Source organism: Pantoea sp. SORGH_AS_0659 (assembly GCF_031453915.1).
GTDB classification, from domain to species: Bacteria; Pseudomonadota; Gammaproteobacteria; order Enterobacterales; family Enterobacteriaceae; genus Pantoea; species Pantoea leporis.
In genome coordinates, this window is the sequence record NZ_JAVJAK010000003.1 from 459588 (window position 1) to 484054 (window position 24467).

General features: G+C 52.9%; 20 protein-coding genes. 17 read left to right on the forward strand and 3 right to left on the reverse strand.

The window, feature by feature from the left end:
• Positions 1-10 precede the first annotated feature (10 nt).
• Positions 11-2554 carry a fimbria/pilus outer membrane usher protein gene (locus Q3H59_RS23285; RefSeq protein WP_309837571.1) on the forward strand — a complete coding sequence of 848 codons (2544 nt, stop codon included), beginning with the start codon at positions 11-13 and terminating at the stop codon, positions 2552-2554.
• A gap of 113 nt (positions 2555-2667) precedes the next feature.
• A complete protein-coding gene (locus Q3H59_RS23290; protein WP_222183344.1) occupies positions 2668-2961 on the forward strand; it encodes a hypothetical protein in 294 nt (97 codons plus the stop codon).
• Positions 2962-3104: 143 nt separating this feature from the next.
• On the opposite strand, the gene Q3H59_RS23295 is transcribed toward Q3H59_RS23290, so the two are convergent.
• On the reverse strand, positions 3105-4238 hold the full coding sequence (locus tag Q3H59_RS23295) for a fimbrial protein (RefSeq protein ID WP_192234840.1): 1134 nt from the start codon (positions 4236-4238) through the stop codon (positions 3105-3107).
• Positions 4239-4737: 499 nt separating this feature from the next.
• Between Q3H59_RS23295 and Q3H59_RS23300 the strand changes: the two genes are divergently transcribed.
• Together Q3H59_RS23300 and Q3H59_RS23305 are read left to right on the forward strand one after the other, a co-directional pair.
• Complete coding sequence (locus Q3H59_RS23300) at positions 4738-5367, forward strand: response regulator transcription factor (protein ID WP_110866877.1); 630 nt, start codon at positions 4738-4740, stop codon at positions 5365-5367.
• Positions 5368-5489: 122 nt separating this feature from the next.
• Positions 5490-8993 carry a transporter substrate-binding domain-containing protein gene (locus tag Q3H59_RS23305; RefSeq protein WP_309837578.1) on the forward strand — a complete coding sequence of 1168 codons (3504 nt, stop codon included), beginning with the start codon at positions 5490-5492 and terminating at the stop codon, positions 8991-8993.
• 4 nt (positions 8994-8997) lie between these two features.
• Here the strand turns inward: Q3H59_RS23305 and Q3H59_RS23310 are convergent, their stop codons facing one another.
• A complete protein-coding gene (locus Q3H59_RS23310) occupies positions 8998-11838 on the reverse strand; it encodes a response regulator (RefSeq protein WP_192413009.1) in 2841 nt (946 codons plus the stop codon).
• 268 nt (positions 11839-12106) lie between these two features.
• Here Q3H59_RS23310 and Q3H59_RS23315 point away from each other — a divergent pair, with 268 nt between their 5' ends.
• The gene (locus Q3H59_RS23315) at positions 12107-12802 is read left to right on the forward strand and encodes a response regulator transcription factor (RefSeq protein ID WP_192413008.1); all 696 of its coding nucleotides are present in this window, start codon (positions 12107-12109) and stop codon (positions 12800-12802) included.
• A gap of 9 nt (positions 12803-12811) precedes the next feature.
• Here the strand turns inward: Q3H59_RS23315 and Q3H59_RS23320 are convergent, their stop codons facing one another.
• On the reverse strand, positions 12812-13750 hold the full coding sequence (locus tag Q3H59_RS23320) for a hypothetical protein (RefSeq protein WP_309837581.1): 939 nt from the start codon (positions 13748-13750) through the stop codon (positions 12812-12814).
• Between the two features lie 288 nt (positions 13751-14038).
• On the opposite strand from Q3H59_RS23320, the gene Q3H59_RS23325 reads away from it, so the two are divergent.
• From Q3H59_RS23325 to Q3H59_RS23380, 12 genes are all read left to right on the forward strand, one after another.
• Positions 14039-14347 carry a PTS sugar transporter subunit IIB gene (locus Q3H59_RS23325; RefSeq protein WP_280173318.1) on the forward strand — a complete coding sequence of 103 codons (309 nt, stop codon included), beginning with the start codon at positions 14039-14041 and terminating at the stop codon, positions 14345-14347.
• Positions 14348-14406: 59 nt separating this feature from the next.
• Positions 14407-14748, forward strand: coding sequence for a PTS lactose/cellobiose transporter subunit IIA (locus Q3H59_RS23330; protein ID WP_101761518.1), 342 nt, complete (start codon positions 14407-14409; stop codon positions 14746-14748).
• Positions 14741-16054 (forward strand): 6-phospho-beta-glucosidase, encoded by a 1314-nt coding sequence (locus tag Q3H59_RS23335; RefSeq protein WP_280173132.1) that lies wholly within the window; start codon positions 14741-14743, stop codon positions 16052-16054. The genes Q3H59_RS23330 and Q3H59_RS23335 overlap by 8 nt, the downstream gene beginning before the upstream one ends.
• Positions 16055-16085: 31 nt before the next feature.
• Positions 16086-17438, forward strand: coding sequence for a PTS cellobiose transporter subunit IIC (celB, locus tag Q3H59_RS23340; protein WP_309837584.1), 1353 nt, complete (start codon positions 16086-16088; stop codon positions 17436-17438).
• Positions 17439-17880: 442 nt separating this feature from the next.
• On the forward strand, positions 17881-18141 hold the full coding sequence (locus Q3H59_RS23345) for a biofilm/acid-resistance regulator YmgB/AriR (RefSeq protein WP_101761515.1): 261 nt from the start codon (positions 17881-17883) through the stop codon (positions 18139-18141).
• Between the two features lie 158 nt (positions 18142-18299).
• Complete coding sequence (locus tag Q3H59_RS23350; RefSeq protein WP_309837587.1) at positions 18300-18641, forward strand: hypothetical protein; 342 nt, start codon at positions 18300-18302, stop codon at positions 18639-18641.
• Between the two features lie 209 nt (positions 18642-18850).
• Positions 18851-19315, forward strand: a complete 465-nt coding sequence (locus Q3H59_RS23355) for a nucleoside deaminase (RefSeq protein WP_192413003.1) — start codon at positions 18851-18853, stop codon at positions 19313-19315.
• A gap of 214 nt (positions 19316-19529) precedes the next feature.
• A complete protein-coding gene (locus Q3H59_RS23360) occupies positions 19530-20240 on the forward strand; it encodes a FadR/GntR family transcriptional regulator (RefSeq protein WP_309837590.1) in 711 nt (236 codons plus the stop codon).
• A complete protein-coding gene (locus Q3H59_RS23365) occupies positions 20227-21393 on the forward strand; it encodes a PLP-dependent transferase (protein WP_309837592.1) in 1167 nt (388 codons plus the stop codon). Before Q3H59_RS23360 ends, Q3H59_RS23365 begins: the two co-directional genes overlap by 14 nt.
• 20 nt (positions 21394-21413) lie before the next feature.
• Entirely contained in the window at positions 21414-22685 is a 1272-nt protein-coding gene (locus Q3H59_RS23370; RefSeq protein WP_101761510.1) for a sugar ABC transporter substrate-binding protein, read from the forward strand.
• A gap of 24 nt (positions 22686-22709) precedes the next feature.
• The gene (locus tag Q3H59_RS23375; RefSeq protein WP_192234862.1) at positions 22710-23630 is read left to right on the forward strand and encodes a carbohydrate ABC transporter permease; all 921 of its coding nucleotides are present in this window, start codon (positions 22710-22712) and stop codon (positions 23628-23630) included.
• Between the two features lie 9 nt (positions 23631-23639).
• Complete coding sequence (locus Q3H59_RS23380) at positions 23640-24464, forward strand: carbohydrate ABC transporter permease (protein ID WP_101761508.1); 825 nt, start codon at positions 23640-23642, stop codon at positions 24462-24464.
• Positions 24465-24467: the final 3 nt, after the last annotated feature.

Genomic DNA, 24467 nt, shown 5'->3' on the forward strand with positions numbered 1-24467 from the left:
AGGCACGCTTATGACTTTTACCAGAGAATCTTCAATGCCACTGCGTTACACCTTATTAGCGAGCGCGGTGTTTACCGCGTTATTAAGTGGCGCAAATCAAGCCTTTGCCGCTGAAGAGGCGGAGTTTGACGCCAGTTTTTTACAGGTCAGCAAAGGGGGAGCCATTGATCTGGCGCGCTTTAACCAGGGCGCATCGGCTACACCGGGCACCTATCGCACGTTGGTGTACGTTAATGAACACTTGATTGCCAATCAGGATATCAACTTCCGCGAGATGGCAAATAAGCAAGTTCGCGCCTGCATACCTTCATCATTGCTGAAAAAGATCCCGTTTAATGCCTCGGCGCTGCCCGCGTCGGCTGCGGATCTGCTCACGAGTGAAAAGGATTGCAGCGATTTAACGTCTGTATTGCCGGACGCCAGCGTGAGCTACGACAGCAACCAGTTGCGTCTCGACATCTCCATTCCGCAAATCTATCTGAATAAGGTGCCACAGGATTACGTTGATCCAGCGTTATGGGATGAAGGGATCCCGGCCTTCATGTTGGGATACTCGACCAATGCCTACACCAGCCGCTCGGCGGGACAGGTGTATAAATCCTTCTTTGGCGGCGTGAACGCAGGGTTGAACATCGGCGGTTGGTACCTGCGTCACAACGGCAACTACAACTGGCAGCAACAAGGCGGCAGCGGTTATCAGTCGCTTAATACCTATGTGCAGCATGATGTAGTGCCATTGCGTGGACGCGTTGTCGTCGGGCAATCAAATACCAGCGGTGTGATTTTCGATACGCTGCCGTTCAGTGGCGTTCAACTGGCCAGCGACGAGCGCATGTTGCCGGAATCTCAGCGCGGCTATGCGCCGGAAATTCGCGGTATCGCGCGCACCAACGCACGCGTAACGGTTAGTCAGCAAGGTCAGGTGATTTATGAAACCACCGTGTCGCCGGGCGAGTTCCTAATTAACGATCTTTATCCTACCGGCTACGGTGGCGATCTCGAGGTAACGGTGATTGAAGCGGATGGCAGCAAAAGCAGTTTCCGCGTGCCTTATGCAGCGGTAGCGCAATTGCTGCGCCCAGGAACATCCCGCTATGACGTGACGGCGGGTAAATTGCGTGCCAACTACATTCGTGATGACGTCGCGCTCTATCAGGGCACCTGGCAATATGGCTTAACTAACAATGTTACCGGTTACGCAGGATTGCAGGCGAGCCAGAATTATTATGCGCTGCAAGGCGGAACGGCGTTAGGTACACCGCTGGGTGCTTTTGCTTTTGATATTACGCAGGCGCGCACCCATCTGCGCAGTGTTGATGAGCAGCAAGATGCCAGCATGACCGGGCAAAGTTACCGTATTAGCTACAGCAAAGCGGTGCCGGAAAGCGGCAGTAATCTGTCAATCGCTGCTTACCGCTTCTCAACGTCCGGCTATATGGATTTTATGACAGCGATGCAAAGCCGTGATGTGCTACAGCGTGGCGCTAGCCTGGATTCCGTATATCGTGCCAAAAATCGTTTCTCGGTCACCGCCGGACAAACGCTGCCGGATATATGGGGAAATGTCTACCTCAGTGGCTCGATGCAGGATTACTGGAATCGTGAAGGCAACCAGAAACAGTTCCAGCTTGGCTATAACAATCGCACTGGTTCCGTGTCATGGGGCATTTCCGTCAACCGTAGCTACAGCAGCTATGGCAGCTCGCAAAACAGTTACTTGCTGAGTTTCAGTATGCCGTTGGGTAGTGATAATCAACGCCATACGCCGCTATTACGCACTGAACTTTCACATGACAATGATGGGCGTTGGGGGCAACTCGCCTCGATCGCCGGTACGGCGGGAGATGATAACCAGTTCAGCTATGGCGCAACGGCGCGTCATGCTGCGGCAGGTGATGGCAGCAGCGGCTCGCTCAATGGACAATATCGCGCCAGTGCTACTAACCTCAGCGGTTCATTGAGTACGGGTAAAGGTTACCAGAGCGGTTCTGTGGGACTTAATGGTACGATCGTGGCACACAGCGGTGGTGTAACCTTGAGCCCGTACACCGGCGATACCTATGCACTGGTGGAAGCCAAAGGTGCGCAGGGCGCGAGCGTATCGTCCTATCCGGGCGTGTTTGTCGATAACAGCGGATATGCGCTGGTACCTTATCTCAATCCCTATCAGATGAATGAGATCGTGGTGGATCCCAAAGGCACGTCAGCGGGCGTGGAGCTTGAGAACACCTCTTCACGCGTCGCACCTTATTCAGGTGCGGTGGTGAAAGTGAAATACAAGGCGCACCGTGGTCTGCCAATACTGATTTCCGCGACTTGGCAAGGCAAACCCTTACCGTTTGGCGCCGATGTGCTGGACAGCAAAGGCAAGCAGGTGGGTTCCGTGGGTCAGGCAGGACAGGCATACGCCTTGGTAGAACAAGAGCAGGGCACATTGACGGTGCGCTGGGGTAATGATGCAAATCAATCGTGTCAGTTACCTTATAAACGCATGCCTGAAGCAAAAAACAGCAAACCTGCACTGCAATCCTTTAATGCAGTTTGTGGTCGCTAAATGTCAAGTGCCTGATGGAGCAACTCCGCCGGGCAATTAAACATCTCTAAAAACTTTAGTTTTACCCAATCTGGCCGATTATTAAGGTGTCATTCTTGATAAGAGGCCACAACATGACTCCCCGCAACGCCATCCTGTTTGCCTTTCTCACCAGCTTATATTCAGCCAATGTGCCAGCTTCGGGCAGCACGCTTCATTTTCAGGGTTATTTAAAAGAAGAGACGTGCGAGATAACCTTGCAGCAAAAAAACGTTAAGACCCATTGTCCCAGAACCACTCAACCGCGTATTTCAGCAATTCACTCTGATGTCCGATTCAAGGCTTTGCCTAGTCATCAAGGCAGTATGAAGTTAGTGTGGATTGATAATACAAAGCAGAAAGGAATTATTACGACGACCTATCGTTGAGTATTGCAGGTGAATGGAACGCGATTGACTGCGACCTAACCAAAACGGTTGGTTTGCACGTTTCGTACTAACATGATGGGATTCAGATATAAAAAAGGGAATAAGGTATACAACCTTATTCCCGCTCATTTAACAATGCTTAATCAGTAATAGCTTATATTGAAAATCACTTTACCATTTGCAACACCAGGTGAAACGGTGCCGCCTGTTTTAATATAGCGCGCGGAGAAAGGCAGTAAAACCGTCCCCACCGCGTTACTGGCCATATTTTTATCGAGCGTCTGGTTGAGATTTACCGGTGCAGGTGAAACCTTTCCGTCGGCAATTTGAATACCTATCCCTTGTGCGGAATCAGCACTGTTGTCTAGGCTCATAATGCCCTGAGCGGCGTCAATGACCCCATTACTCGGTGTGAATCTAATCTTGATACTGTTCGTCACCCAGGTTCCTGCGGCAAATCCACTGCCAGTATGATACGTAGGCGGTGCGCTGGGATTGGAATAATTACCCTGAAATGCTGGGCAGTTAGTCAATCGAATATCAAATGGCACCCATGAGGTGGCATTGGCTTTGCCTGTACCAAACCAGCTATTGATTTCCCATTTGCCCATGTTGACGTTGACATCGGGTGTGGTGCAACTGGCGGCGATCACATTCAGACTGCCGGAGAAGTTAAGTCGATAGGGCGTATCAGGAATATTTACTACAGGCGTAACAGATCCGGTGGTCAATAAAACGGTTGGCAACTGTGCACCATTAACTGTACCTGCACTCATTGGGCCGGTCTTAATAAAATGAAGAGTAAATGAGTTACCATAATAAAAATGATAGGCTGTATTTCCCACAGGCGTCGTCCACTTTTTTACCGCTGAAGTGGTAATGGCTTGATTGGCGGTAGTACCGTCATTATTGACAATGGCGACACCAAGACCGGGAACACCTGTTTGAAATACTGCGCCCGCATAATTTCCAGTCCAGCCCGGAACTAATGCCGGTGCATTGGTCAGGCTAAGATACTGGTCAATACTGAACCCATTTGATGTTCCTTCAGGACGACAAACTAACCAAGGTTGTTTACCTGTACTGCCTATCACCTTAAGAGTATGCACTGTCGAGCCAACCGGAACGTCAGCGCCAACGGAAATATTCGCAACTGAAAGCGGAACAGTTAAATTTACCGGGCCAGAACCGGGATCATAATCACAGCGATCTGCCCAAGCCAATAGGCTTGTGGTATTAATCAGTAAAAATAATATAGCGACGATAATTTTCTTCATGACAAACTCGAATTCACGCGTTTAGTGGAATGTGCTAAAGGCAAAGTTAGGGATTGGACGTCATTTTAATAATTGTTTTACCGGCACTCCATCAGAGTGGAATCGCAATTATGTAAGGCATTTCGTACAAATAGCGTTAGCGAGATTTTTATCTACTTTGAAAAAATAGTGTTCTGCTTATTCACAGGTCACGCCTCTCATCCTTATGCACCGTTCTGCAACGGGCGTATCAGAAAAAAGCTATGCCACGACTCACATCCATCTTCCCGCTGGGTAAAAATTCTCTGAGTCCTACAATTTGGTAAAATGTGTTGTTAAGTTATATTGTTACAGCAGGACGAGTAGGATCGGATTGGCGCAAAACTGTTGAAAAGCTCAGGGTCAGGAATAGGAAGCATAAGTAATTTCCTACAGACCATTCTGTTAAAACCGGATAGTGTAATCCGCCCTGGGAACTCATTGATAACCCGCTCAGCGTAGTCATCAGGATCTCATTTCTATGAAAAAAGTAATCATTGTTGATGACCATCCGGTTATCCGATTTGCCGTAAAAATGTTGCTGGAACGCAATGAGATGGAAGTGGTGGCCGAAACCAATAACGGTGTCGACGCTATTCAGAAAACACGGGAATGTTTGCCAGATTTAGTGCTGCTGGATATTGGGCTGCCAAAAATTGATGGTTTCCAGGTGCTGGAGCGGCTGCGCACCCTGAATTTGTCGCTAAAGATCTTAGTGCTGACATCGCAGTCCAGCAGCCATTTTGCCCAGCGCTGTAAACAAGCCGGTGCAGACGGCTTCGTCACCAAATCTGATGATATGAGCGAATTATTAGATGCCATCAAAATGGTGATGCGCGGGTACAGTTTTTTTCCGCAATCAACCTATCAATCGTATGAGCAAACTGACAGCTATCATGATGACGACGGCTTGTTAGAGCAACTTTCCGATCGTGAATTGAGCGTGTTAGTTAGCATCGGTAAGGGCATGGGTAATAAACAGATTGGCGAACAATTGCTGCTGAGTGAAAAAACGATCAGCACTTATAAACATCGTCTAAAGCAGAAGCTCAATGCGCAGTCGCTGATCGATCTAATCGATTTTGCCCGTCGTAACAACCTGATCAAATAGCCGGTGCTATGCGTACGCTTTGCTGCATTTTCCTGATATTGCTCTGTGCCGCGCGGGTTCCTGTGCAGGCGAAAGAGTTTCATTTACTGACTCGCGCCTCATTTGAGGGGCTCAAACCGCTAGTGCTTTCGACGGAAGACCGTCATCTGCTGCAGGATAAAAAGCAGTTAGTAATGGGCATTTTTCCCAGCGAGTCACCGCCTTATGGCATGACTAACATGCGGGACGAATATGAAGGATTGAGCGCCGACTATGCTGGACTGGTAGCTAAACAGCTCGGCTTAACGCTGCACATTGAGCAATATGCGTCGCTGGAGCAAGCACTCAATGCGTTGAAAAGTGGCAAGATCGATTTGGTGCCGTCGCTCACTGCGCGGCAGGATGAGAGCCCGCTGCTTTTTTCTGATCCTTATGCCAGTGAACAACCGGTTCTCGGCATGCGCGCCAACGATAACGACCCTTTGCCCGGCGATCTCCACAATATTGATGTTGCCGTGGTGAAGACCTATCTGCCTTTAAGCCTGCTGCGTCAGGCTTATCCGCACGCTAATTTCCGCATGTATGAAAATTATCAGGATGCGCTGAGCGCCGTCTCCTTTGGAACCGCGCGTGTCTATCTGGGCAACAGTTTTTCCCTCAGCCGTAACTTTTTAAATAATTTGCGCATGGTCCGCTTTAGCCAGCTGCCGCAGAAGATGATCAGTTTTGCGTTTTCCGAGCAGGCGACAGAACTTCAAACGCTGGTGAATCGTGCAATCAGTAACGTGCCGCAGGAAGAGAAAAACGAACTGTTGCGTATTTGGCAGCCCGACATGGTGGGGATGAACCAGTCGCTGAATACCCCACCTTTCACCGCTGAGGAACGTAAATGGATGATGGCGCATCCGGTGATAAAAATGGTGATGTTCAGCCAGGACAAAGCCGCGCCCATGACCATTATCGATCAGAGTGGCGCGCTGCGTGGCATGGTGAGCGACCTCATTACGCTGGTGACATTAAAAACCGGCTTGCGCTTCAGTTTTGAAACCGTGGATACCTCCCAAGAGTTGGTAAACCGCGTCAACAGCGCCGATTTTGATATGTTCGCCTCGCTGACACCCAGCGCTCAGCGCGAACAGCAAATTCTGTTTACCCGACCTTATCTGCGCAGCACCTTTGCCCTGACCACGCGCGTGGGTAACAACGATATTCATTCGCTGCCCGATCTGCGCGGCAAGCGGCTGGCGATGGTCGCCAACACCAGCGTCGAAAATATGGTGCATGCGCGTTATCCGGAAATCGAGATTGTGCCGGTACAGAACATCACAGAAATGATGGCGAAGGTGGAAAAAGGCCAGGCCGATGCGGGCGTCGATATTCTGGTGATGGTGGATTATCAGATCAAAACTCACTTCCAGAATAAGTTAAAGATGGTCAGCGCCATTGGCAGTTCGCCCGCGTGGGTTTCGTTTGGCGTTGGACGCGCCGATCCCGAACTGCGCAGCATTCTCGATAAAGTGCTGCTGAGCATTCCGCCGGTGGAGATTGAGGAGCTGGCCAACCGCTGGCGGCCCAGCGACCTGATTGTTTACGACAGCTTCTGGCAGCGCTATCAGGCGGTGCTGATCGCCAGCATCATCTTCTTTATATTGCTCATGTTGATGGTGATTGGCTGGGCGCTGTATCAGCGACAAATCATCCGCCGAAAAGCCGAGCTGCGGCGTGAACTGAATGTGCAGCTGGCACAGTTACAAGCGTTGGTGACCAGCATGCCGTTCCCGGTTTCACTGCGCGACAAAGATGGTCGTTTAACCTACTGTAACCAACGCTATTTAGTGGAAACCGGTGTGATTTATGAAGAGGCTTTGGGCAAAACCATGCCCGAACATCCCGGCTTACGCACGCCAGAGCAGGCGGCGTTTTATCACAATCAGCTGATTGATGTGGTAAAAACTGGCGTTCCGATCGTTGAAGATCGCCGTTATGACCTGTGGGACAACCCGGATTCTTCGATTGGCGTCACCGTTTATCAGTGGATCCAGCCGTTTAACGACAGCGATGGCAACGTGGTCGGTGTTATCGCCGGTTGGATGGACATCTCCGAGCGTGAAGCGCTGTTTGCCGAACTGCGCGAGGCCAAAGAGCGGGCAGAAGATTCCAGCCGCGCTAAATCAGTATTTCTCTCGACCATGAGCCATGAAATCCGTACACCTATGAATGCGATTATCGGCATGCTGGATATGGCGCTGAAAAAAGGGCGCAGCGGCGAGCAGGATTTGCAGGCATTAGAAGTGGCATACGATTCGGCGGAAAGTCTGGTGGGGCTGATTGGCGATATCCTCGACATCTCGCGCATTGAAGGCGGCCAGCTGGAATATCATCCGGAAGCGGTGCATCCCGGCAAGCTGATCGATAACCTGATGAAGGTGTTTCAGGGGCTAGCGATTGACAAAAATATCACGCTGACCAGGCACATTCCCGAAGATGGGTTGGAGCAGGTGCTCGCCGATCCGTTGCGCATCAAGCAGGTGCTGTCCAATCTGTTAAGCAACGCGATCAAATTCACCGATCAGGGCGGCGTCTCACTGACACTCACCCAACGGAAAGATGTCGCTGCCGGCCACGTGTATCTGGTGATTGAAGTGCAGGACAGCGGCATTGGTATTGATGAAAAACAGCAGGCCGCGCTGTTTAAACCCTTCAGCCAGGCCGATAACCGCCGCGCCGGAACCGGGCTTGGTCTTTATATCAGCCGTACCATTTGTGAAAAGATGGGCGGAACCTTAACGCTGAGCAGTGAAAAAGGTGTGGGAACCTGCGCCCGCGCTACGTTGATGTTGCCGATGGCGGAAAGTCAGAGCCTCGAGCTGGAAGAGAAAGCGGAAGAGGGTGAAAAACTGCCGCTCCGTTCGGTGCTGGTGGTGGATGATAACGCAGCTAACCGTATGCTGCTGGCGAAACAGTTGAGTTGGTTGGGGCAACATGCGGATTTGGCCGCTGATGGTCATGAAGCATTACAGATGTGGCAGCGTGGCAATTACGATGTGGTGATCACCGACTGCAATATGCCGGGTTTAAATGGTTATCAACTAACCGAGATTATTCGTGAATCGGAAGAAGATTTAGGGCGTGAACCGATTTGGATCATGGGCTTTACCGCGAATGCCATGCATGTGGTAATCAAACGCTGCCTGGAAGCCGGCATGAACAGCTGTCTGTTTAAACCCTGCTCGATCAGCAGCCTGGCGGCCGCACTGCGCGCGATTGGTGCAGAACAATCTCCAGCGGACGTCACCGTGCCTGCAGCGCCAGAGAGTAGCGATGTTGATCGCCAGATGGAAGCGGCCATGCGCGATTTAATGGTTGCCACGCTGGCGGAAGATTTGGCGCAGTTAGACGATTTCAACCTCGACCATCATCGTGCTGAAATTGCCGATCTGGTACATCGCATCGCGGGCAGCGTGCGTATCGCCCGCCAGCATCGGTTGGCTGATGCCTGTCTGCAACTGGAGATTGCCTGCCGCGATCCACAACAGCAAAGCGACGCATTGCAGCCACGCTTGAGTGAGCTGGTCACGCGGTTGGCAGCTTATCAGGCGCAGCTGGAGAGTGCAGCGGTTCTGAGTGATATCGCCGAAGAGGAGTAAATAGTTAAAAGCCGGCGCGCTGGGCGGAATCTGTGGTTTCCTTTGTGCGCAGACAATTCGACAGAATTTCACGTAACTCTGTTGGCGTAATCGGCTTGGTCAGGCAGCCATCAATGCCTGCGCTGCGGCAATCTTCGGCGGCATCAAAACTGCTCATCGCTGTTAAAGCGTAGATGGGTGTTGCTGCCAGCTGCTGGTTTTTCTCCTGTTGCCGAATCGCAAGGCTCATGGCAAAACCGTCCATCTGCGGCATGGTGCAGTCGGTAATGACTAATCCAATCTCATGCCGATGTTGCTGCCAAAGCGTCAGACCTTGTTGGCCATCTAACGCGCTCAGTACCTCGCAACCTGCCTTTTGCAACTGCTGGCTCAGTAACAGACGAGCGGGGGGATAATCGTCAACAATTAGCACTTTCGGGGTGGGCTGTGCCGGAGCGCGCGGTGCAGCTGGCGATGCGTTTACCGGCGCCGCAGAGAAGTGCAAGCTCACGCTGTTGCTTTCACCGGCAACGCTGTTGACTTTGAGCTGCGCACCGGCGTCCTGCGCCATACGCTGGCAGGCGGCCAGGCTAAAGCCGGTTTCCGCCCAGGCGCGCGTATCGTCAGCGCCTTGCAAGCTTTCCCAGCGCTCGGCCAGCAAGCCGTCGCTCTGATTGCTAACCGCGATCGCCAGCGGTAAATAGCCATTAGGTTCCTGCGTTTCACAGCACAGCGTCACCGTGATATCGCCTTGCTGAGTGTGTTGAATGGCATTACGTAACAGGCTGGAGGTGATCCGAATGATCAGCAGCGGATCGAACTCCACGCGCGGCGCATGGGGATCGAGTGTGACATGCAGGCGCAAACCTTTCTCCTCAGCTTGCTGCTGAAATAGCGCCACCGTACTGCTCAGTAATGAAGGCAGGTTTACCACGCGGATGCGGCTCTGTTCATCACGCGCTTCGGCGCGGAAAATATCAAACACATCGCCGGTGATGGAGAGCAGCGAGCAGGCGGATTCATACACCGTTTGCAAATTTTCATTGTGCTGATGCTGGCTGTGTAATCGCTCCAGCTCTAACTCCAGCAGGCCGGTAATGGCGTTGAGCGGGGTGCGAATTTCGTGGCCCATGCTCTTCATAAACGCGTTACGCGCCGCGAGCACCCGGTCATTTTCTGCTTTGGCTTCCTGCAGTTGACGAATCAAAGTTTGATTACTGTTGAGACGTTCACGCAGGGCCTTTAGCGACTGGCACAATCGACCAATCCACCAGCCTACCAACAGGAACAGCAGCAACCCCAGCAACAGGGTGATCGCGATTAAGGTGGGGGAAAACGCGCGTGCTGATTTCTGATCCGGCGCCAGGAGTGTGTCACGCCAGGAACTGGCCATACTCATCAGCCTATCGGGAGGCGTTTGTTGTAGCGCTTTGTTGAGAATACTGAGAGCAGGTGAGTCTGCGCGTTGGGCGGCAAAGCCCACACTGTAAGGTTTTACCGGCAGCGAAAGCGACTGGTTTAGACGGTGGAATGGGTTGCGCTTCAGCTGATACTGTACCGAGAATTGCGATCCAATCGCGCCGTGCGCCTCGCCGTTGTTGACCAGCACCAGCGCCTGCTGCAGCGTGTCGGTGACGATCAGTTGCAACGTGGGATACCAGGTTTCCAGCCACGGAATCAGCGGATTATTCTGCTGGATCGTAATTCTCTCGCCCTCCAGCTCGTGCAGTGAAGCAGGCTGAATGGTGTTGCGTTGCATCACCAGCACTGCTGGCGTCACCAGCCAGGGCTCACTTTGCGTCATCGACAGATCGGCGGCTTCCGGTTCCCCCGGTATCGTTAGGCTGCTGGCCAGCACCGCCTGCGGATATTTCACCCACAGCGCGGTCAGCTGTGCATCGTCTTCAGCTATTTGATAGTTGAACTGTAAGCCGAAGCGCTCGCTGATGTGCCGCAGCACATCGACCGCCAGTCCAGAGGGTTCACCTTGCTGGCTGATATAACTGATAGGTTCGCGACGACCATCCAGCAATACAGTGATGGCCGGATTTTGCTGGCTCCATGTCAGCTCTTCCGGCGAGAGTGATAACGCGGGATGACCGATCACCGCTTCACGATCCATGCCCCAGCCTTGTGCAATGCGCAAACGGCTTACCAGCGGCAGATGAGTGAGCACATTATTGATGGCGCTCAGCAATTGCGGTTCGGCGGCCGGCACGCCAAAAGTGAGCCGGAACTCGCCGAGTGAAGGATGCGGCAGTAGCCACAGATTATCGAGTTGATTATTACGCTGAAGATAGCTGGCGGTAGCATGGCTAAAACCGGCGGCAGCGGATTGACCAAAGGCGATGGAATTGATCGCCTGATAGTAATCTTCAAACGCTTCCGGCGAAGGACTGATATCTGGCAGCGTTTGACTATCCAGCATAAGTAACGGCAGCTTACCGCGCGGCGCTTGCTGTCCGGCGCGCGTGACGATCACCGCTCGGTCGTTTAGCCATGGCAATGAAGCATGCACCGACATGTGCGGCGAGAGATCGGGTGTCCAGATCGCCAGCATGTCGACTTTTTTATGATTCATCGCGCGAATCGCCTCTTCACGGCTGCGATAGTGAGTCAGCTCAAAATGTACCTGTAGCGTCGATTCGAGCAGCGCCAGGTAATCTGCGTCAATGCCCGCCAACTGTCCACGCTCCATGCCCAAGCTAACCGGCGGTTGTGACGCGCCCCAGACGCCGACGCGCACCACGGGATGCGTTAGCAGCCACGCGCGAACATTCGCGGCAAAGGTCACCGGCGGCGGATTGACTTCAATGCGCGGGGCCAGCGTCAGCACGTTTCCTTGCGCATGTGGCAGCCCTGGCATAAAAACCAGCGTCAGGAGAGCAAGCAAGAGGTAAAAAAGCAGTCCGTTTTTCATCGTCAAATAATCGGTAATTTTTCTACCTTGATTTTGACGTAATACTGCCTGGAATCAGCCAGGCCAGGTCTTGGTTTTTAGTAGTAAGTGTATGAAAAATAATATAAGTATTTTCCTACGCGCGCCTAAGCATTCAGCGCTTCAGAAAAGTCCCGGTAATGCCTATGCTGGGCCAAACCGTATCAATATGAGTTTCAGGTTACCGAGGTGGCAGATGGCCGTGTTTCACGCGAACAAAATTAAGGTGGTGATGCTGGATGATCATCCCATGATGCGCTTCTCATTCGAAGTTGCTGCCACACGTGAACCCGATATCAACATGCTGGCGACATTTGGCACCAGCAAAGCGCTGTTGGCCTGGCTTGGGCAGAACAGTGCTGACGTATTGGTGCTGGATTACATTCTGGGTAACGACCAGTTAGATGGCTTATCGCTAATTAAACACATCCGGATGCATCATCCGCAGTTGAAAATTTTGCTCTCAACGTCGATGGAAAGTGTTGCGGTAATTCGTGCGGCTCTGCATCTGGGCATTAAAGGCTATATCACTAAACGTGAAGAGACCCCGGCTTACTTTGCGGCAATCCGTAATATTGCTGCTGGCAAGCGCTCGCTGCCGGATGACATCGCCAGCCTGCTAAGCCAATTGCCAGGCCGTAAGCGGGATCGTCCTATTTTGCAGGAAGATTCGAACGAGGTTTCGCGTGTTTCACAGCTGAGTAAATTGCTCACGGCGCGTGAAGCGGAAGTGATTCGCTGTTTTATTGATGGCATGCAAGTGTTCGAAATCGCTGCAAAACTCAATCGCAGCCGCAAAACCATCAGCGCTCATAAGCAGACTGGCATGAAAAAACTCGGCATCGCGTCGGATTTGGAGCTGTTTAAATATCGTGGCGATCTGTTTCAGTAACCGCTGTGCTTAAAGCGCCGCTTCCAGCCGATCCAGCGCAAACAAAATGCCGTAACGGCGCGCGTGTTGCGCTTCCGGCAGCGGCAGCCAAATATCGGCCTGATTGGCGAGATCTAATGTCTTCGCACAAAGCGCAATCACCGGCGTTTTTTGAATGTGCGCATGGTGTACTGCGCTAAGCACGTGGCTGTTAACCGTATCAGGCGCGAGAATCATCAACAGATCGTCCGGTTGCAAACGGCTCAGCGTCATGCTCAGCAGGTTGTCATCCTGAATCCACGCGCTGGCCAGTCCGGCGTTTTGCAGGCGCTGATGGACGTCCGCCACCAGCGTAGTTTGCAGCCCCGATGCGCCAATCAGCAGTACGCTTCGGGCTTTACGCAACATCTCTGCGGCACGTTGCCAGGTCGCCGCTTCCGCTTGACCATATTGCTGGGTTAACGCTTGAGTAATAGCCTCAATCGGCGCAATCGCGTGAGGGGGTTGTCTCTGTGGCGCGCGCGCCAGTCGCATACGCAAATCACGGATATCTTCGCAACCCAGCGAACGCGCAAAGCGGGTGATGGTGGCGGCGCTTACTTCTGCGCGGCCGGCAAGTTGCTCGATGGTGGCGGAAGCGGCAAAAGCAGTGTCGCTGAGAATCGCTTCGGCAACACGTTTCTCCTGCTGACTCAGCGACGATTGCCTCTGGCGGATGACATCGATAAATTCAACATCCTGCTGCTGACCGGCTTTCCGCACCTGATGGAGAAAATCATCAAGATCCTGACAGCCCGCCGAAGTGGCAAAGCGTCTTAGCACATCCGGACTCACACCAGCCTGTGTAGCCAGACTCTCCATGGTGACGTGTACATTGGCGTTCAGGTTCGCCAGAATAAAACGCGCCAGCCTCGATTCCTGCGCATCCGCGCGCTCCGACTGCTGTCGTAATTGCCAGACAATATCCATTAGCTCATCACATCCTCAGTAGCGAAGGTCCATCATGCATGAAATTATTTTTCATGTTGAGTTTTTTTTCATCTCATCGCGGGGTGTTAGCGCCGTTTGTTGGGCTTTTTACTGTTAAATTACGGTTAATATCACACTCATGAAAAATATTTTCATTACGATTTTAATCGTATCCATCTGACTTGTATCAATAAATTATCCATCCATCAGAAAATCCTCTGCCCACAGCCACTTTACAGCGTCTCTGAGACAGGTCTTAAATGACCGGGACAAATCACAGGAGAAGAAATTATGCGCATCGTACTTTGCTGTGCTGCTGGCATGTCAACCAGCATGCTGGTGAGCAAAATGCAGCACGCCGCTGCAGGTCGCGGTATGGAGATTGACATTAAAGCCGTGCCGGTGGCGGAATTCGAACGCATTCTGCCAGATGCCGATGTGGTTCTGCTTGGCCCGCAGGTGCAGTTCGAAGCAGCCCGACTTAGCGCCATTGCCGCGCCGCAAGGCAAATCTGTCGCCGTCATTGACATGATGGATTACGGCATGATGCGTGGCGAACAGGTGCTCGATAAAGCGCTGGCCTTACACGCTTCTTAAACGTCCTTTTTAACCCATCCAACTGACATTACACGGCGTTGTGCTGTGGGGGATTCTGCATGTCTGAAATCGTGGCTATCGAGTTTGAAGAGGAAATTATGCTGTTGCTGGTGCAGGCCGGCGCAGCCCGCAGCGCGGCCATCAGCGCGCTGCGACTGGCGCGAGAAGGGCGCTTTAGCGAGGCGCAGCAACAGCTGGCGGCGGCAGGCGAAAGCATCAGCGCTGCGCACCAGCAGCAGACCGCGCTGATTGGTCTGGATGAAGGCAGCGGTAAGTTGCCGGTCACGCTGATTCTGGTGCACGCCCAGGATCATCTGATGAACGCCATGCTGATTCAGGATCTGGCTGGCGAAATCATTGAACTCTACCGCCGCACAGCGGCAGGAGGCACAGATGCTTAAGATCGCAATTATTGGTGGTGGCAGCAGCTATTCACCGGAGCTGGTGGAAGGGATCATCAATCGCTATGCGCAGCTGCCGGTGACGGAACTGGCGCTGGTGGATATTGAGCAAGGGCGCGAAAAGGTTAATGTCATCGCCGATCTTACTCGTCGCATGCTGCAGCAAAACGGGCTGGAGCAGGTAAAAGTGAGCGTCCATTTTGAGCTGGATGACGCGATTCGCGGTGCTCGTTTTGTTCTGACGCAGCTGCGTGTGGGACTGTTGGCCGCGCGCGCGGCGGATGAGCGCCTCGGGCTGAAATATGGTCGGCTCGGCCAGGAAACCACTGGCGTTGGCGGCTTTGCCAAAGCATTGCGCACCATTCCGGTGATGCTCAAAGTAGCGCGCAAAGTCGAGGAGCTGGCGCCGGACGCCTTCATCATCAACTTCACTAATCCGGCGGGAATTGTGACGGAGGCGGTGTCGCGCTATAGCAAGGCGAAAATCATCGGGCTGTGCAATGTGCCGGTGAATATGCATCACATGATTGCTGGCATGCTCGACGCGCCCTGGGATGACGTGCAGCTGCGCTTCGCCGGGCTCAATCATCTGGTGTGGGTGCATCAGGTGACCTGTCGCGGCGAGGATGTGACCGCGCAGGTGATCGAGCAACTGTGCGATGGCCAATCGCTCACCATGAACAACATCAAAGATATGCCGTGGTCGCCGCAGTTCTTGCGCGCGCTCAAAGCGATTCCGTGCCCGTATCACCGTTATTACTGGCAAACGCCGCAGATGCTGGCCGAAGAGCAGGAGAAAGCGCAAAACGGTCATGAAGGCACGCGCGCGGAGCAGGTGATGAAAGTGGAAGCGGAACTGTTCGCGCTGTATGCCGACCCGCATCTGGCGCACAAACCCGAGCAGCTGAGTTTCCGTGGCGGCGCGTATTACTCCGAAGTGGCGGTTGAGCTGATCAGTGCGATTCACAATAACAGCGGCAAAAATCTGGTGGTGAACTGTCGCAACAATGGCGCGATTCATGGCCTGCCGGATGACGCGGTGGTGGAGGTGAACTGTCTGGTTGATGCGCAAGGCGCGCATCCGTTGGCGTTTGGTGAGTTGCCGCCGCTGATGAATGGCCTGACGCAGCAGATCAAAGCGTTTGAACGCCTGACTATCGAAGCCGCGGTGCATGGCGATCGTGAGCAAGCGCTGATGGCGCTGCTCGGCAATCCGTTAGTCGGTGATGTCGCGACCGCCGAAGCCTTGCTTGACGAAGTGCTGACCCTAAACAAGCCGTGGCTGCCGCAGTTCGCCACGCCATAATCCGTTGCGCCACTGAGCCAGAGGAACACCTATGTCTAACCGTACTTTTATAGACCGTTATGTCTTGCCCGTCGCACTGAAAATCGCCGGTCAGAAGCATGTCCTCTCCGTGCGCGACGGCATCATTCTCAACATGCCGTTTATGCTGATTGGCAGCTTCTTCCTGATCTTTGCCTATCTGCCGATTCCGGCGTGGGGCCATTTAATGGCGGATCTGTTTGGCGAGACGTGGCGCAACAAACTGCTTTATCCGGTGCGCGCCACCTACGACATCATGGCGCTGATCTCCAGCTTCGGCATCGCTTACCGCCTGGCGGAGAAGTATCGCACGCTCGATCCGCTCACCAGCGGCGCGATGGCGTTAGTGGCATTTGTGATGACCATTCCGCAGCAGACGCTGTTTGCCCCGGTGGAAGGCGCGCCGACGCAGTTGGTCACCGGCGTGTTGCCGATTTCACTGATTGGCAGCCAGGGTTTGTTCGTGGCTATCGTGGTTGCGCTGCTCTCGACCGAGATCTACCGCTTTGTGCACAACCGTAATTTGGTAATCAAGATGCCGGAGGGCGTGCCGCCTGCGGTGGCGAAATCCTTCCTCGCGCTGGTGCCCGGTTTTTGCGTGCTGGCGGTGGTGTTGGTGATTCGTCTGGCGGTGGAAGCATCGCCGTTCGGCGATATCAATAACCTGATTGCCACTGTGATTGGTTTGCCGATGCATCACGTGGGCGGCACCTTGCCTGGTATGATTTTCTCGGTGCTGCTGATTGGGATTCTCTGGACGCTTGGACTGCACGGCGATGCGATTGTGCTGGTATTCATTCAGCCGGTTTGGCTGTCGAATATGAGTGAAAACCTCGAGGCGTTTCAGCAAAACCAACCGATCCCGCACATCTTTACCCAGCAGTTTTATGATTTGTGGATTGCGCCCGGCGGCACCGGCGCGCTGCTGGGATTGGTGATTTTCATGCTGATTCGTTCGCGCAGTCGCCAGATGAAACAGCTTGGTAAAATTGCCGCACCGGCGGCGCTGTTTAACATTAGTGAGCCATTAGTGTTCGGTATTCCGCTGGTGATGAACCCGTATCTGTTCCTGCCCTTTATCCTGACGCCGGTGGTGCTGGTGATTGTGTCGTGGGCGGCGATGAGCACCGGTTTGGTGGCGCCTCCGGCGGGGATTGCGCTGCCGTTTACCACACCGATTTTTGTCAGCGGCTATCTGGCCACCGGCGGGCATATTTCCGGCACCGTTTTGCAGGTGGTGAATCTGACAATTTCACTGGTGATTTACTATCCGTTCTTCCGGGTCTGGGATCGTCTGAAGTTCCGCGAGGAAGAGGCCAGCCTGCAGCAAGCAAAAGTAGTGAGCGGCGAAGCGGTAACGCCTTGAACACCGGGGCAGAAGCGCATCAAAGTGCGCTTCTGCAATCTATAATCCGATAAACAACAATGCGCATTAATCACCTAACAGGACTAATTTACAATTCTCTTTGGACTCTAACTATCACTCAACTGACTGTTATCGCTGATTTTATTCCAACTGCTTAAAATAACAGCGGTTTTATTAAAAGAAAATTCTGTACTCTTATTCCGTGTTTGTATATTTTTGTGATCAAGTGGTGACATAACTTCTTTCACCCCGAAACCCACGCTACTCAATGTAAACTTCAGCAGGCTCTCTTGATAGACATTTTCTCTAAAATTAACAACATTCCCCTTTTATTAAATTCAATCAACTTAACGAGATCATTTGCGATCTCATTTTTCAGACTATTCCATTAATTTTTTATTACTCAATAAAGTGCTGGCACTAACGTCGCCAGGGGAAACGCATGCAAAAAATGAATATCAGTACCGATTTTATCGCTTATTTCAATTGTGGTTCTGTAAAGCTGAAATCTGAGGCCGAAATATTGGGCTCAATTATCACCGCTATCATAAAAGACAAAAAAACTGTTACCAATAAGAGCATTATTGCCTATCTGCTGGCAGAGCTTGAGAGCACCAATGATGTGATTTTCCAGGATTGTCTGCGGAATACGCTGCAAATTGTGGTAGGAAAGACGCCGGATGATGACGGCTTTTTTAGTTAAGATAATCTCCCACAATTAAGAACGTGGGTTTTAAAGCGATTCAATTTTAAAAGTTCAGGATTTATCTGACAGTATCAGGCCATGAAAATGGCGTTATAATTACTGGCCCGACCAGAATAATCTGGCACACAGATAAATCCAACAATAAGTGATATTTTATGAATTACAGCAATTTTTCAGCAAAAGTGAGTTTCTGGCCCAATATGCATTTCACCGCAATTGAAATTGTACAGTGTGGCGAGCTCTACGAAATATATGCGACGGACATTTCCCGTCTCGCTAAAAGTAAGCTTTTTGTCGGGCGCACCCATGATAAAAATCTGGCGGATTCCTACGCGAAACAGTTCGAAGAGTGGTTACCTAAAGTTAATCGTGAAATGAAACTGCGTGACATTGCGCCGTTAACAGGAAATATGCCGTCGCAGGTTTTTTGTAGAAAACGGGATCTTGAAATTTTGCCGAGCCAGGCAGAATTTTTGCGTAACCCTCATCAATGGTAGTCCTCAGTAATTAGTCTTAAAATGCGAGCTTGCGATTAAGATTATTACTCTTCTAAAGGCGGTGCTGCCCATCACCGCCATCAGAAATAAACTTTTACTCATTCAACGGTTAAATCGTATACGTTTAGCCTGCTCATCGCTTTCGCATTATACAAAACTGAACCAAGCTCAACATGTCATGGTTAATTATGTATACAAGCGAGGAACGAATGGATTTTGTACAACGCACGATTGATTTAGCAATGAAAAACGTTGAAGAGGGCGGTCGCCCATTTGCAACAGTCATTGTTCGCGATGGCAAGGTAATCGCTGAGCGCGCAAACCAGGTCGCACAGACGAATGATCCCACGGCTCATGCTGAAATACTGGCCATCCGCGAAGCCTGCCGTGAATCAGGCAGCGAAAACCTCACTGACTGCGACATTTACATTCTCGCCAGCCCTTGTCCAATGTGTCTGGGTGCACTCTATTATTGCAGTCCAAAGCAGGTGATATACATCACCAAACGCGAAGAATACTCGACGTATTACCGTGACGATCGTAAATACTTTGAACTGGACACCTTTTACGCTGAATACAGCAAGCCAATTGAACAACGTCGCTTGCCGATGAAATATCAGCCTCGACCGCAAGCGCTCGACGTTTATAAACGCTGGCAGGTTTTAAATAAATAAACGCGTGTTAGCTGCTCGCGGCTCCATCCCTCCCAGGATGATCATCACCCTTACCACGTACCCAACTGGTGCAAATCCCCTAGATTTGCACCAGCAAAATGCATAATGTCCACTTATTACTCCGCACAAAATTCATTCAATTCAGCATATTAATATTCTGGCACGCGCGTTGCTATTCGATTGGTAGAGATGTTGGACCAATTAAGGCATTGCCATGCAGATACCGGCTGAGCTTCATCCTATTTCCACGCCGCGCAGCGATACGCTGATTCTCGACGCGCTAACGCGCTATATGGCGCAGTCGGGTGCGCAGCCCGGCAGCCGCTTGCCGCCGGAACGCGTGCTGGCGGAGAAGCTTGGCGTCAGCCGCAATACGGTGCGTGAAGCACTCAAACGCTGGGAAGCGCTAGGCATTATTCTGCGTAAAAAGGGCAGCGGGACTTTTTTGCAGGCGGAAGTGGGCGTCAACGACAGCTTCTTATCGCTGCGCTTTAAAAACGACTCGGCCAACATGCTGCACGCGCTGGAAGTGCGCCGCATTATCGAGTCGGAATCTTGCGCGTTGGCGGCTCAACGTGCCTCGGCTGCCGATCTGATCGAAATCGAGCAACGTCTTAATGAGATGGAAAAAGTGCATCTGGCGATCGGTTCTGCCGGTGCGGAAGACTGGGCATTTCACGCCAGCATCTATCGGGCTGCCGGAAATCCATTGCTGCTACAAATGCTCAACGGCATTTACGACTCATTTCATGCATTTTTCGAATCACCACCGGAACAGGCGCTGTTTTCAGACTCTTTCCCGCTGCACCGTGAACTCTTTAACGCTATCCACCAGCGCGATTGCACGGCATCGCGCGCGATCTGCCATCAAATTCTCGATATCACCGAACGCGACATGAAGGATGTAATGAATGCCAAACGATAAGTTGATTCCGCAACAAACGCTGCTCACTCACGATCAACGCCATGAAATGGGCGCGGTCACTACGCCGATTTACCAGTCTTCGCTGTTCACCTTCAGTGATTACGACAGCATGATCGCGCGCTTTCGCGGCGAGAGCGATCAGCCGCTCTATTCGCGCGTCGATAACCCGACGGTAAAAGCGCTGCAGGATAAGATGGCGGCGCTGGAGGGCGGCGAAGCCTGTCTGGCTTTTGGCAGCGGCATGGCGGCGATCAGCAATGCGATTCTCAGCGTGGTGGCGCCGGGTAAAAAAGTGGTGTGCGTTAATCACGTTTATCCCGATACCTATCGCTTTCTGCGTGGCTTCTGCCAGCGCTTTGGCATCGTTACCGAGTTTGTCGATGGCGATGACGAAGCTGCAATTGGTGCGGCCTTATCGGATGCCAGCCTGCTGTATCTGGAAAGTCCCTCAAGCTGGGTGATGAGTGAACAGAATCTGAATAAGCTCGGCGCGATGGCGCGCGAAGCGGGCGTGGTCAGCATGATCGATAACAGCTGGGCTTCACCGATTTTCCAGCAGCCGCTGCTGTGCGGCATCGATATCGTGGTGCACTCGGCGTCGAAATATATCAGCGGCCACAGCGATGTGGTGGCTGGTCTGGTGATCGCCAGCCAGCAGCACATCAACCACATTACGCGTCACATCAGTCCTTACCTCGGCGGCAAACTTTCGGCGCATGAAGCGTCACTGCTGATGCGCGGCCTGCGCACGCTGCCGCTGCGCATGAAACACCACCACCAGAGCGCGCTGACTATTGCTGAGAAACTGGCGGAGCATCCGCTAGTGACCGACGTCTGCCATCCGGGGCTGAAACCGCAGTCGTGGTCCACCTTGCGCGGCTACAGCGGTCTGTTTGCCTTTGAAGTGGCGGAGCAGGTGGATATTCCGCAGTTGTGCAACGCGCTGGAACTGTTCCACATGGGCGTGAGCTGGGGCGGATTTGAGAGTCTGGTGATGCCGGCGATTTCGGTGATCAACCAGGCCAGTGAATTTAACTCGGCGGTGGATTTCGGCGTCTCGCCACGCCTGATCCGCATCTCGGTCGGCCTTGAAGAGACCAACGATTTGTGGGCCGATTTGCAGCAAGCCCTTGCCAGCGCGAATCGCGCGTAATCACTCACTGGAGAAAAGTCATGACGCAACGTTTTGCCGTGAAAGCATTAGTGTTAGCCGTGGGTTTGAGTGCAGCGATGAGCAGCCTCGCCGCCAAGCTTACCGTAGTGGAAGTGATTACCAGCCCGCCGCGCACCGCGCTGCTGCAAAAAATGCTCGATGAGTATAAAACCCAGCATCCCGGCACGGAGATTGAACTGATTTCTCTGCCGTGGGGCCAGGCGTTTGAAAAGCTCGGCACCATGCTGCAGAGCGGTCAGGTGCCGGATGTGGTGGAGATGCCGGATACCTGGCAAGGATTGTATGCCAGTAACAATATGCTGGAAGACCTCGAGCCGCGCCTGAAAAGCTGGGATGCCACGCCGCAGCTCACCGATAAAACGCTGGCCATGGCGCGCGCCGCCAACGGCAAAGCCACCATGGTGCCGTACGGCTTTTATCTGCGCGCGCTGTTCTGGAATAAAAAGCTGTTCCAGCAGGCAGGATTAAGCGAACCGCCCAAAACCATGGAGCAATTCGCCAGCGATGCCCAGCGCATCAGCAAATTGGGGAATGGCATCAGCGGCTACTGCATGCGTGGTGGCGTGGGCGGCACCAACGCCTGGATGATGTTTATGGCGGCGATGAACGGTTCACCGGAGTTCTTCGATAAACAAGGTAACAGCACGCTGACCGAGCCGGGTGCGATGAAAGGCGCGCAGCTGCTGGTGGATATGTATCAAAAGGGTGGCGCCTCGAAAGACAGCGTTAACTGGGGCTTCAATGAGATCGTTTCGGGCTTCTATTCAGGTAAATGCGCAATGCTCGATCAGGATCCCGACGCGTTGATCGCCATTAAAAACAGCATGGCGGCCGATGATTTCGCTGTGGCTCCGATGCCCGTTGGCCCGTCAGGCAAAGCCTTCCCGACTATTGGCTATACCGGCTGGTCGATGTTCAAGCAGGGTAAACAGAAGGATCTCGCCTGGCCGCTGATTACCTTCCTCAGTGACAAAACCAACAACCTTGCATGGTCAAAATTCGTCGGCACGCTGCCGATTTACAAAGGCGCCGAGCAGGATCCGTTCTACCAAACGCCGCAGTTCGCCGGCTGGTTCAAAGAGCTGAACGATCCTAACTATGTGCCGCTAACCATGCCAACCCATCTCAAAGGCTGGGGCTATTTCAACTCGGTGATTGTGAAAGAGAGCAGCCAGGAAACCTTGCTGGGTGAGAACGATACCGAAAGCATGGTGAAGGATTGGGCGAACTATCTCAGCAAAGAGCAGAAAGCCTGGCTTGCCACGCAGTAACCTCTAACCACGCGGAGTGTGATTATGATGCTTGATGCTTCTCTGCCCAACAGTCCGGCGCGCCGCCGCCTCCGCTGGAGTCGGCTGGCTGAGCCGTGGTGGTATCTCTCGCCTGGCCTGTTGCTGATCGCTTTGTTCATCTTTGTGCCGATGGCGATCGGTATCTCCTATGCGTTTCAGAGCATTAACCTGCTGAATCCGCTGGAGACCGGTTGGGTCGGCTGGGATAACTTCAGCGAGATGTTTGATGACCGGCGCTTTTTCAAAGCGCTGGGCCACACTCTGAACTGGACGCTCAGCTCGCTGCTGCTGCAGTTCTTTTTCGGTTTGGCGCTGGCGCTGCTGCTCAATCGTGAATTCCGTTTTCGCCGTTGGGTGCAGGCGCTGGTGTTCTTGCCGTGGGCGGTTCCGGCGTTTCTCTCTGGCTTGACCTGGTCATGGTTGTTCAATCCGGTAGTCGGCCCGTTGCCGCAGTGGCTGAGCGATTTGGGCGTGCTGAGTGAGCCGTACAACATCCTGTCCGATCCGCAGCTGGCAATGTGGGGACCGGTGATCGCCAACGTCTGGTTTGGCATTCCATTCTTTGCCATCACGCTGCTGGCGGCGCTGCAGTCGATCCCCAAAGACCTGTACGAAGCGGCCTCGATTGATGGTGCCAGCGGCTGGCAGCAGTTTCGTCGCGTCACGCTCCCGTTTCTGGCACCGATGATCGCTATCACCGTGATGCTGCGCACCATCTGGATCGCCAATTTTGCCGATCTCATTGTGGTGATGACCGATGGCGGTCCGGCGGGATCGACCTCGATTCTCTCCAGCTACATCTTCACCACCGCCTATCGCAAGCTCGACTTTGGCTATGCCTCAGCGATGGCGGTGTTTCTGTTACTGCTGATGACCTGTTATGCGCTGGTGTTGCTGCGCATCCGTCATCAGCTGCTGAAATAGGAGGCGACGATGCGACTCTTACCGCTGATTGGCCATCGCCTGAGTATTGCGGCGTATCTGCTGTTCGCGCTGTTTCCGCTGTATTGGATCATCAAAATCTCGCTGACGCCGGACCAACTGCTGTTTAGTCAGGGCGTAAGGTTATTGCCGAGCGGCGTGACCTTTGGTCATTTCAAAAAAGTGCTGACCGACAGTGATTTCCCGACCTTTTTTACCAACAGCCTGATTGTCTCGTTTAGCACCGCGTTTCTTACCACGCTGATTGCCGCTGCGGCCGGCTATGCCTTTTCGCGCTTTCAGTTTCGCGGCAAAGTGCTAATCGCCGGACTGCTGCTGTTCACGCAGATGTTTCCGCTGGTGATGATCATCGCGCCGATTTACAAGGTGATGGCGCCGCTGGGCCTGACCAACAGCTTGCTGGGGCTGATTCTGATCTACACCGCGTTTAACGTGCCGTTTGCCACCTTCCTGATGCAATCCTTCTTTGATGCGATTCCCAAAGATTTGGAGGAGTCGGCGATGCTGGAAGGCTGCACGCGTTTTCAGGCGCTGTATCGCGTGCTGGTGCCGCTGACCTTGCCGGGCATGGCGGCCACATTGGGCTTTGTGTTTACCGCAGCGTGGAGCGAGCTGCTGTTCTCGCTGATGCTGATCAACAAAAACGAAGTGATGACGTTCCCGGTTGGACTGCTCAGCTTTGTGTCGAAATTTGCCGTTTCCTGGGGCGAGATGATGGCAGCGGTGGTGCTAGCGCTGATCCCGGCCTGTCTGTTCTTCGCCTTCATTCAACGCTATTTGGTTCAGGGACTCACCGCCGGTGCGGTTAAGGGGTAAATC

Coding starts and splice junctions, on each gene's coding strand:
- Q3H59_RS23360 (WP_309837590.1), top strand. CDS start 19,530: ATGCAGATACCGGCTGAGCTTCATCCTATTTCCACGCCGCGCAGCGAT.
- Q3H59_RS23350 (WP_309837587.1), top strand. CDS start 18,300: ATGAATTACAGCAATTTTTCAGCAAAAGTGAGTTTCTGGCCCAATATG.
- Q3H59_RS23300 (WP_110866877.1), top strand. CDS start 4,738: ATGAAAAAAGTAATCATTGTTGATGACCATCCGGTTATCCGATTTGCC.
- Q3H59_RS23315 (WP_192413008.1), top strand. CDS start 12,107: ATGGCCGTGTTTCACGCGAACAAAATTAAGGTGGTGATGCTGGATGAT.
- Q3H59_RS23355 (WP_192413003.1), top strand. CDS start 18,851: ATGGATTTTGTACAACGCACGATTGATTTAGCAATGAAAAACGTTGAA.
- Q3H59_RS23365 (WP_309837592.1), top strand. CDS start 20,227: ATGCCAAACGATAAGTTGATTCCGCAACAAACGCTGCTCACTCACGAT.
- Q3H59_RS23285 (WP_309837571.1), top strand. CDS start 11: ATGACTTTTACCAGAGAATCTTCAATGCCACTGCGTTACACCTTATTA.
- celB (WP_309837584.1), top strand. CDS start 16,086: ATGTCTAACCGTACTTTTATAGACCGTTATGTCTTGCCCGTCGCACTG.
- Q3H59_RS23380 (WP_101761508.1), top strand. CDS start 23,640: ATGCGACTCTTACCGCTGATTGGCCATCGCCTGAGTATTGCGGCGTAT.
- Q3H59_RS23320 (WP_309837581.1), bottom strand. CDS start 13,750: ATGGATATTGTCTGGCAATTACGACAGCAGTCGGAGCGCGCGGATGCG.
- Q3H59_RS23310 (WP_192413009.1), bottom strand. CDS start 11,838: ATGCCAGGGCTGCCACATGCGCAAGGAAACGTGCTGACGCTGGCCCCG.
- Q3H59_RS23370 (WP_101761510.1), top strand. CDS start 21,414: ATGACGCAACGTTTTGCCGTGAAAGCATTAGTGTTAGCCGTGGGTTTG.
- Q3H59_RS23290 (WP_222183344.1), top strand. CDS start 2,668: ATGACTCCCCGCAACGCCATCCTGTTTGCCTTTCTCACCAGCTTATAT.
- Q3H59_RS23375 (WP_192234862.1), top strand. CDS start 22,710: ATGATGCTTGATGCTTCTCTGCCCAACAGTCCGGCGCGCCGCCGCCTC.
- Q3H59_RS23345 (WP_101761515.1), top strand. CDS start 17,881: ATGCAAAAAATGAATATCAGTACCGATTTTATCGCTTATTTCAATTGT.
- Q3H59_RS23330 (WP_101761518.1), top strand. CDS start 14,407: ATGTCTGAAATCGTGGCTATCGAGTTTGAAGAGGAAATTATGCTGTTG.
- Q3H59_RS23335 (WP_280173132.1), top strand. CDS start 14,741: ATGCTTAAGATCGCAATTATTGGTGGTGGCAGCAGCTATTCACCGGAG.
- Q3H59_RS23295 (WP_192234840.1), bottom strand. CDS start 4,238: ATGAAGAAAATTATCGTCGCTATATTATTTTTACTGATTAATACCACA.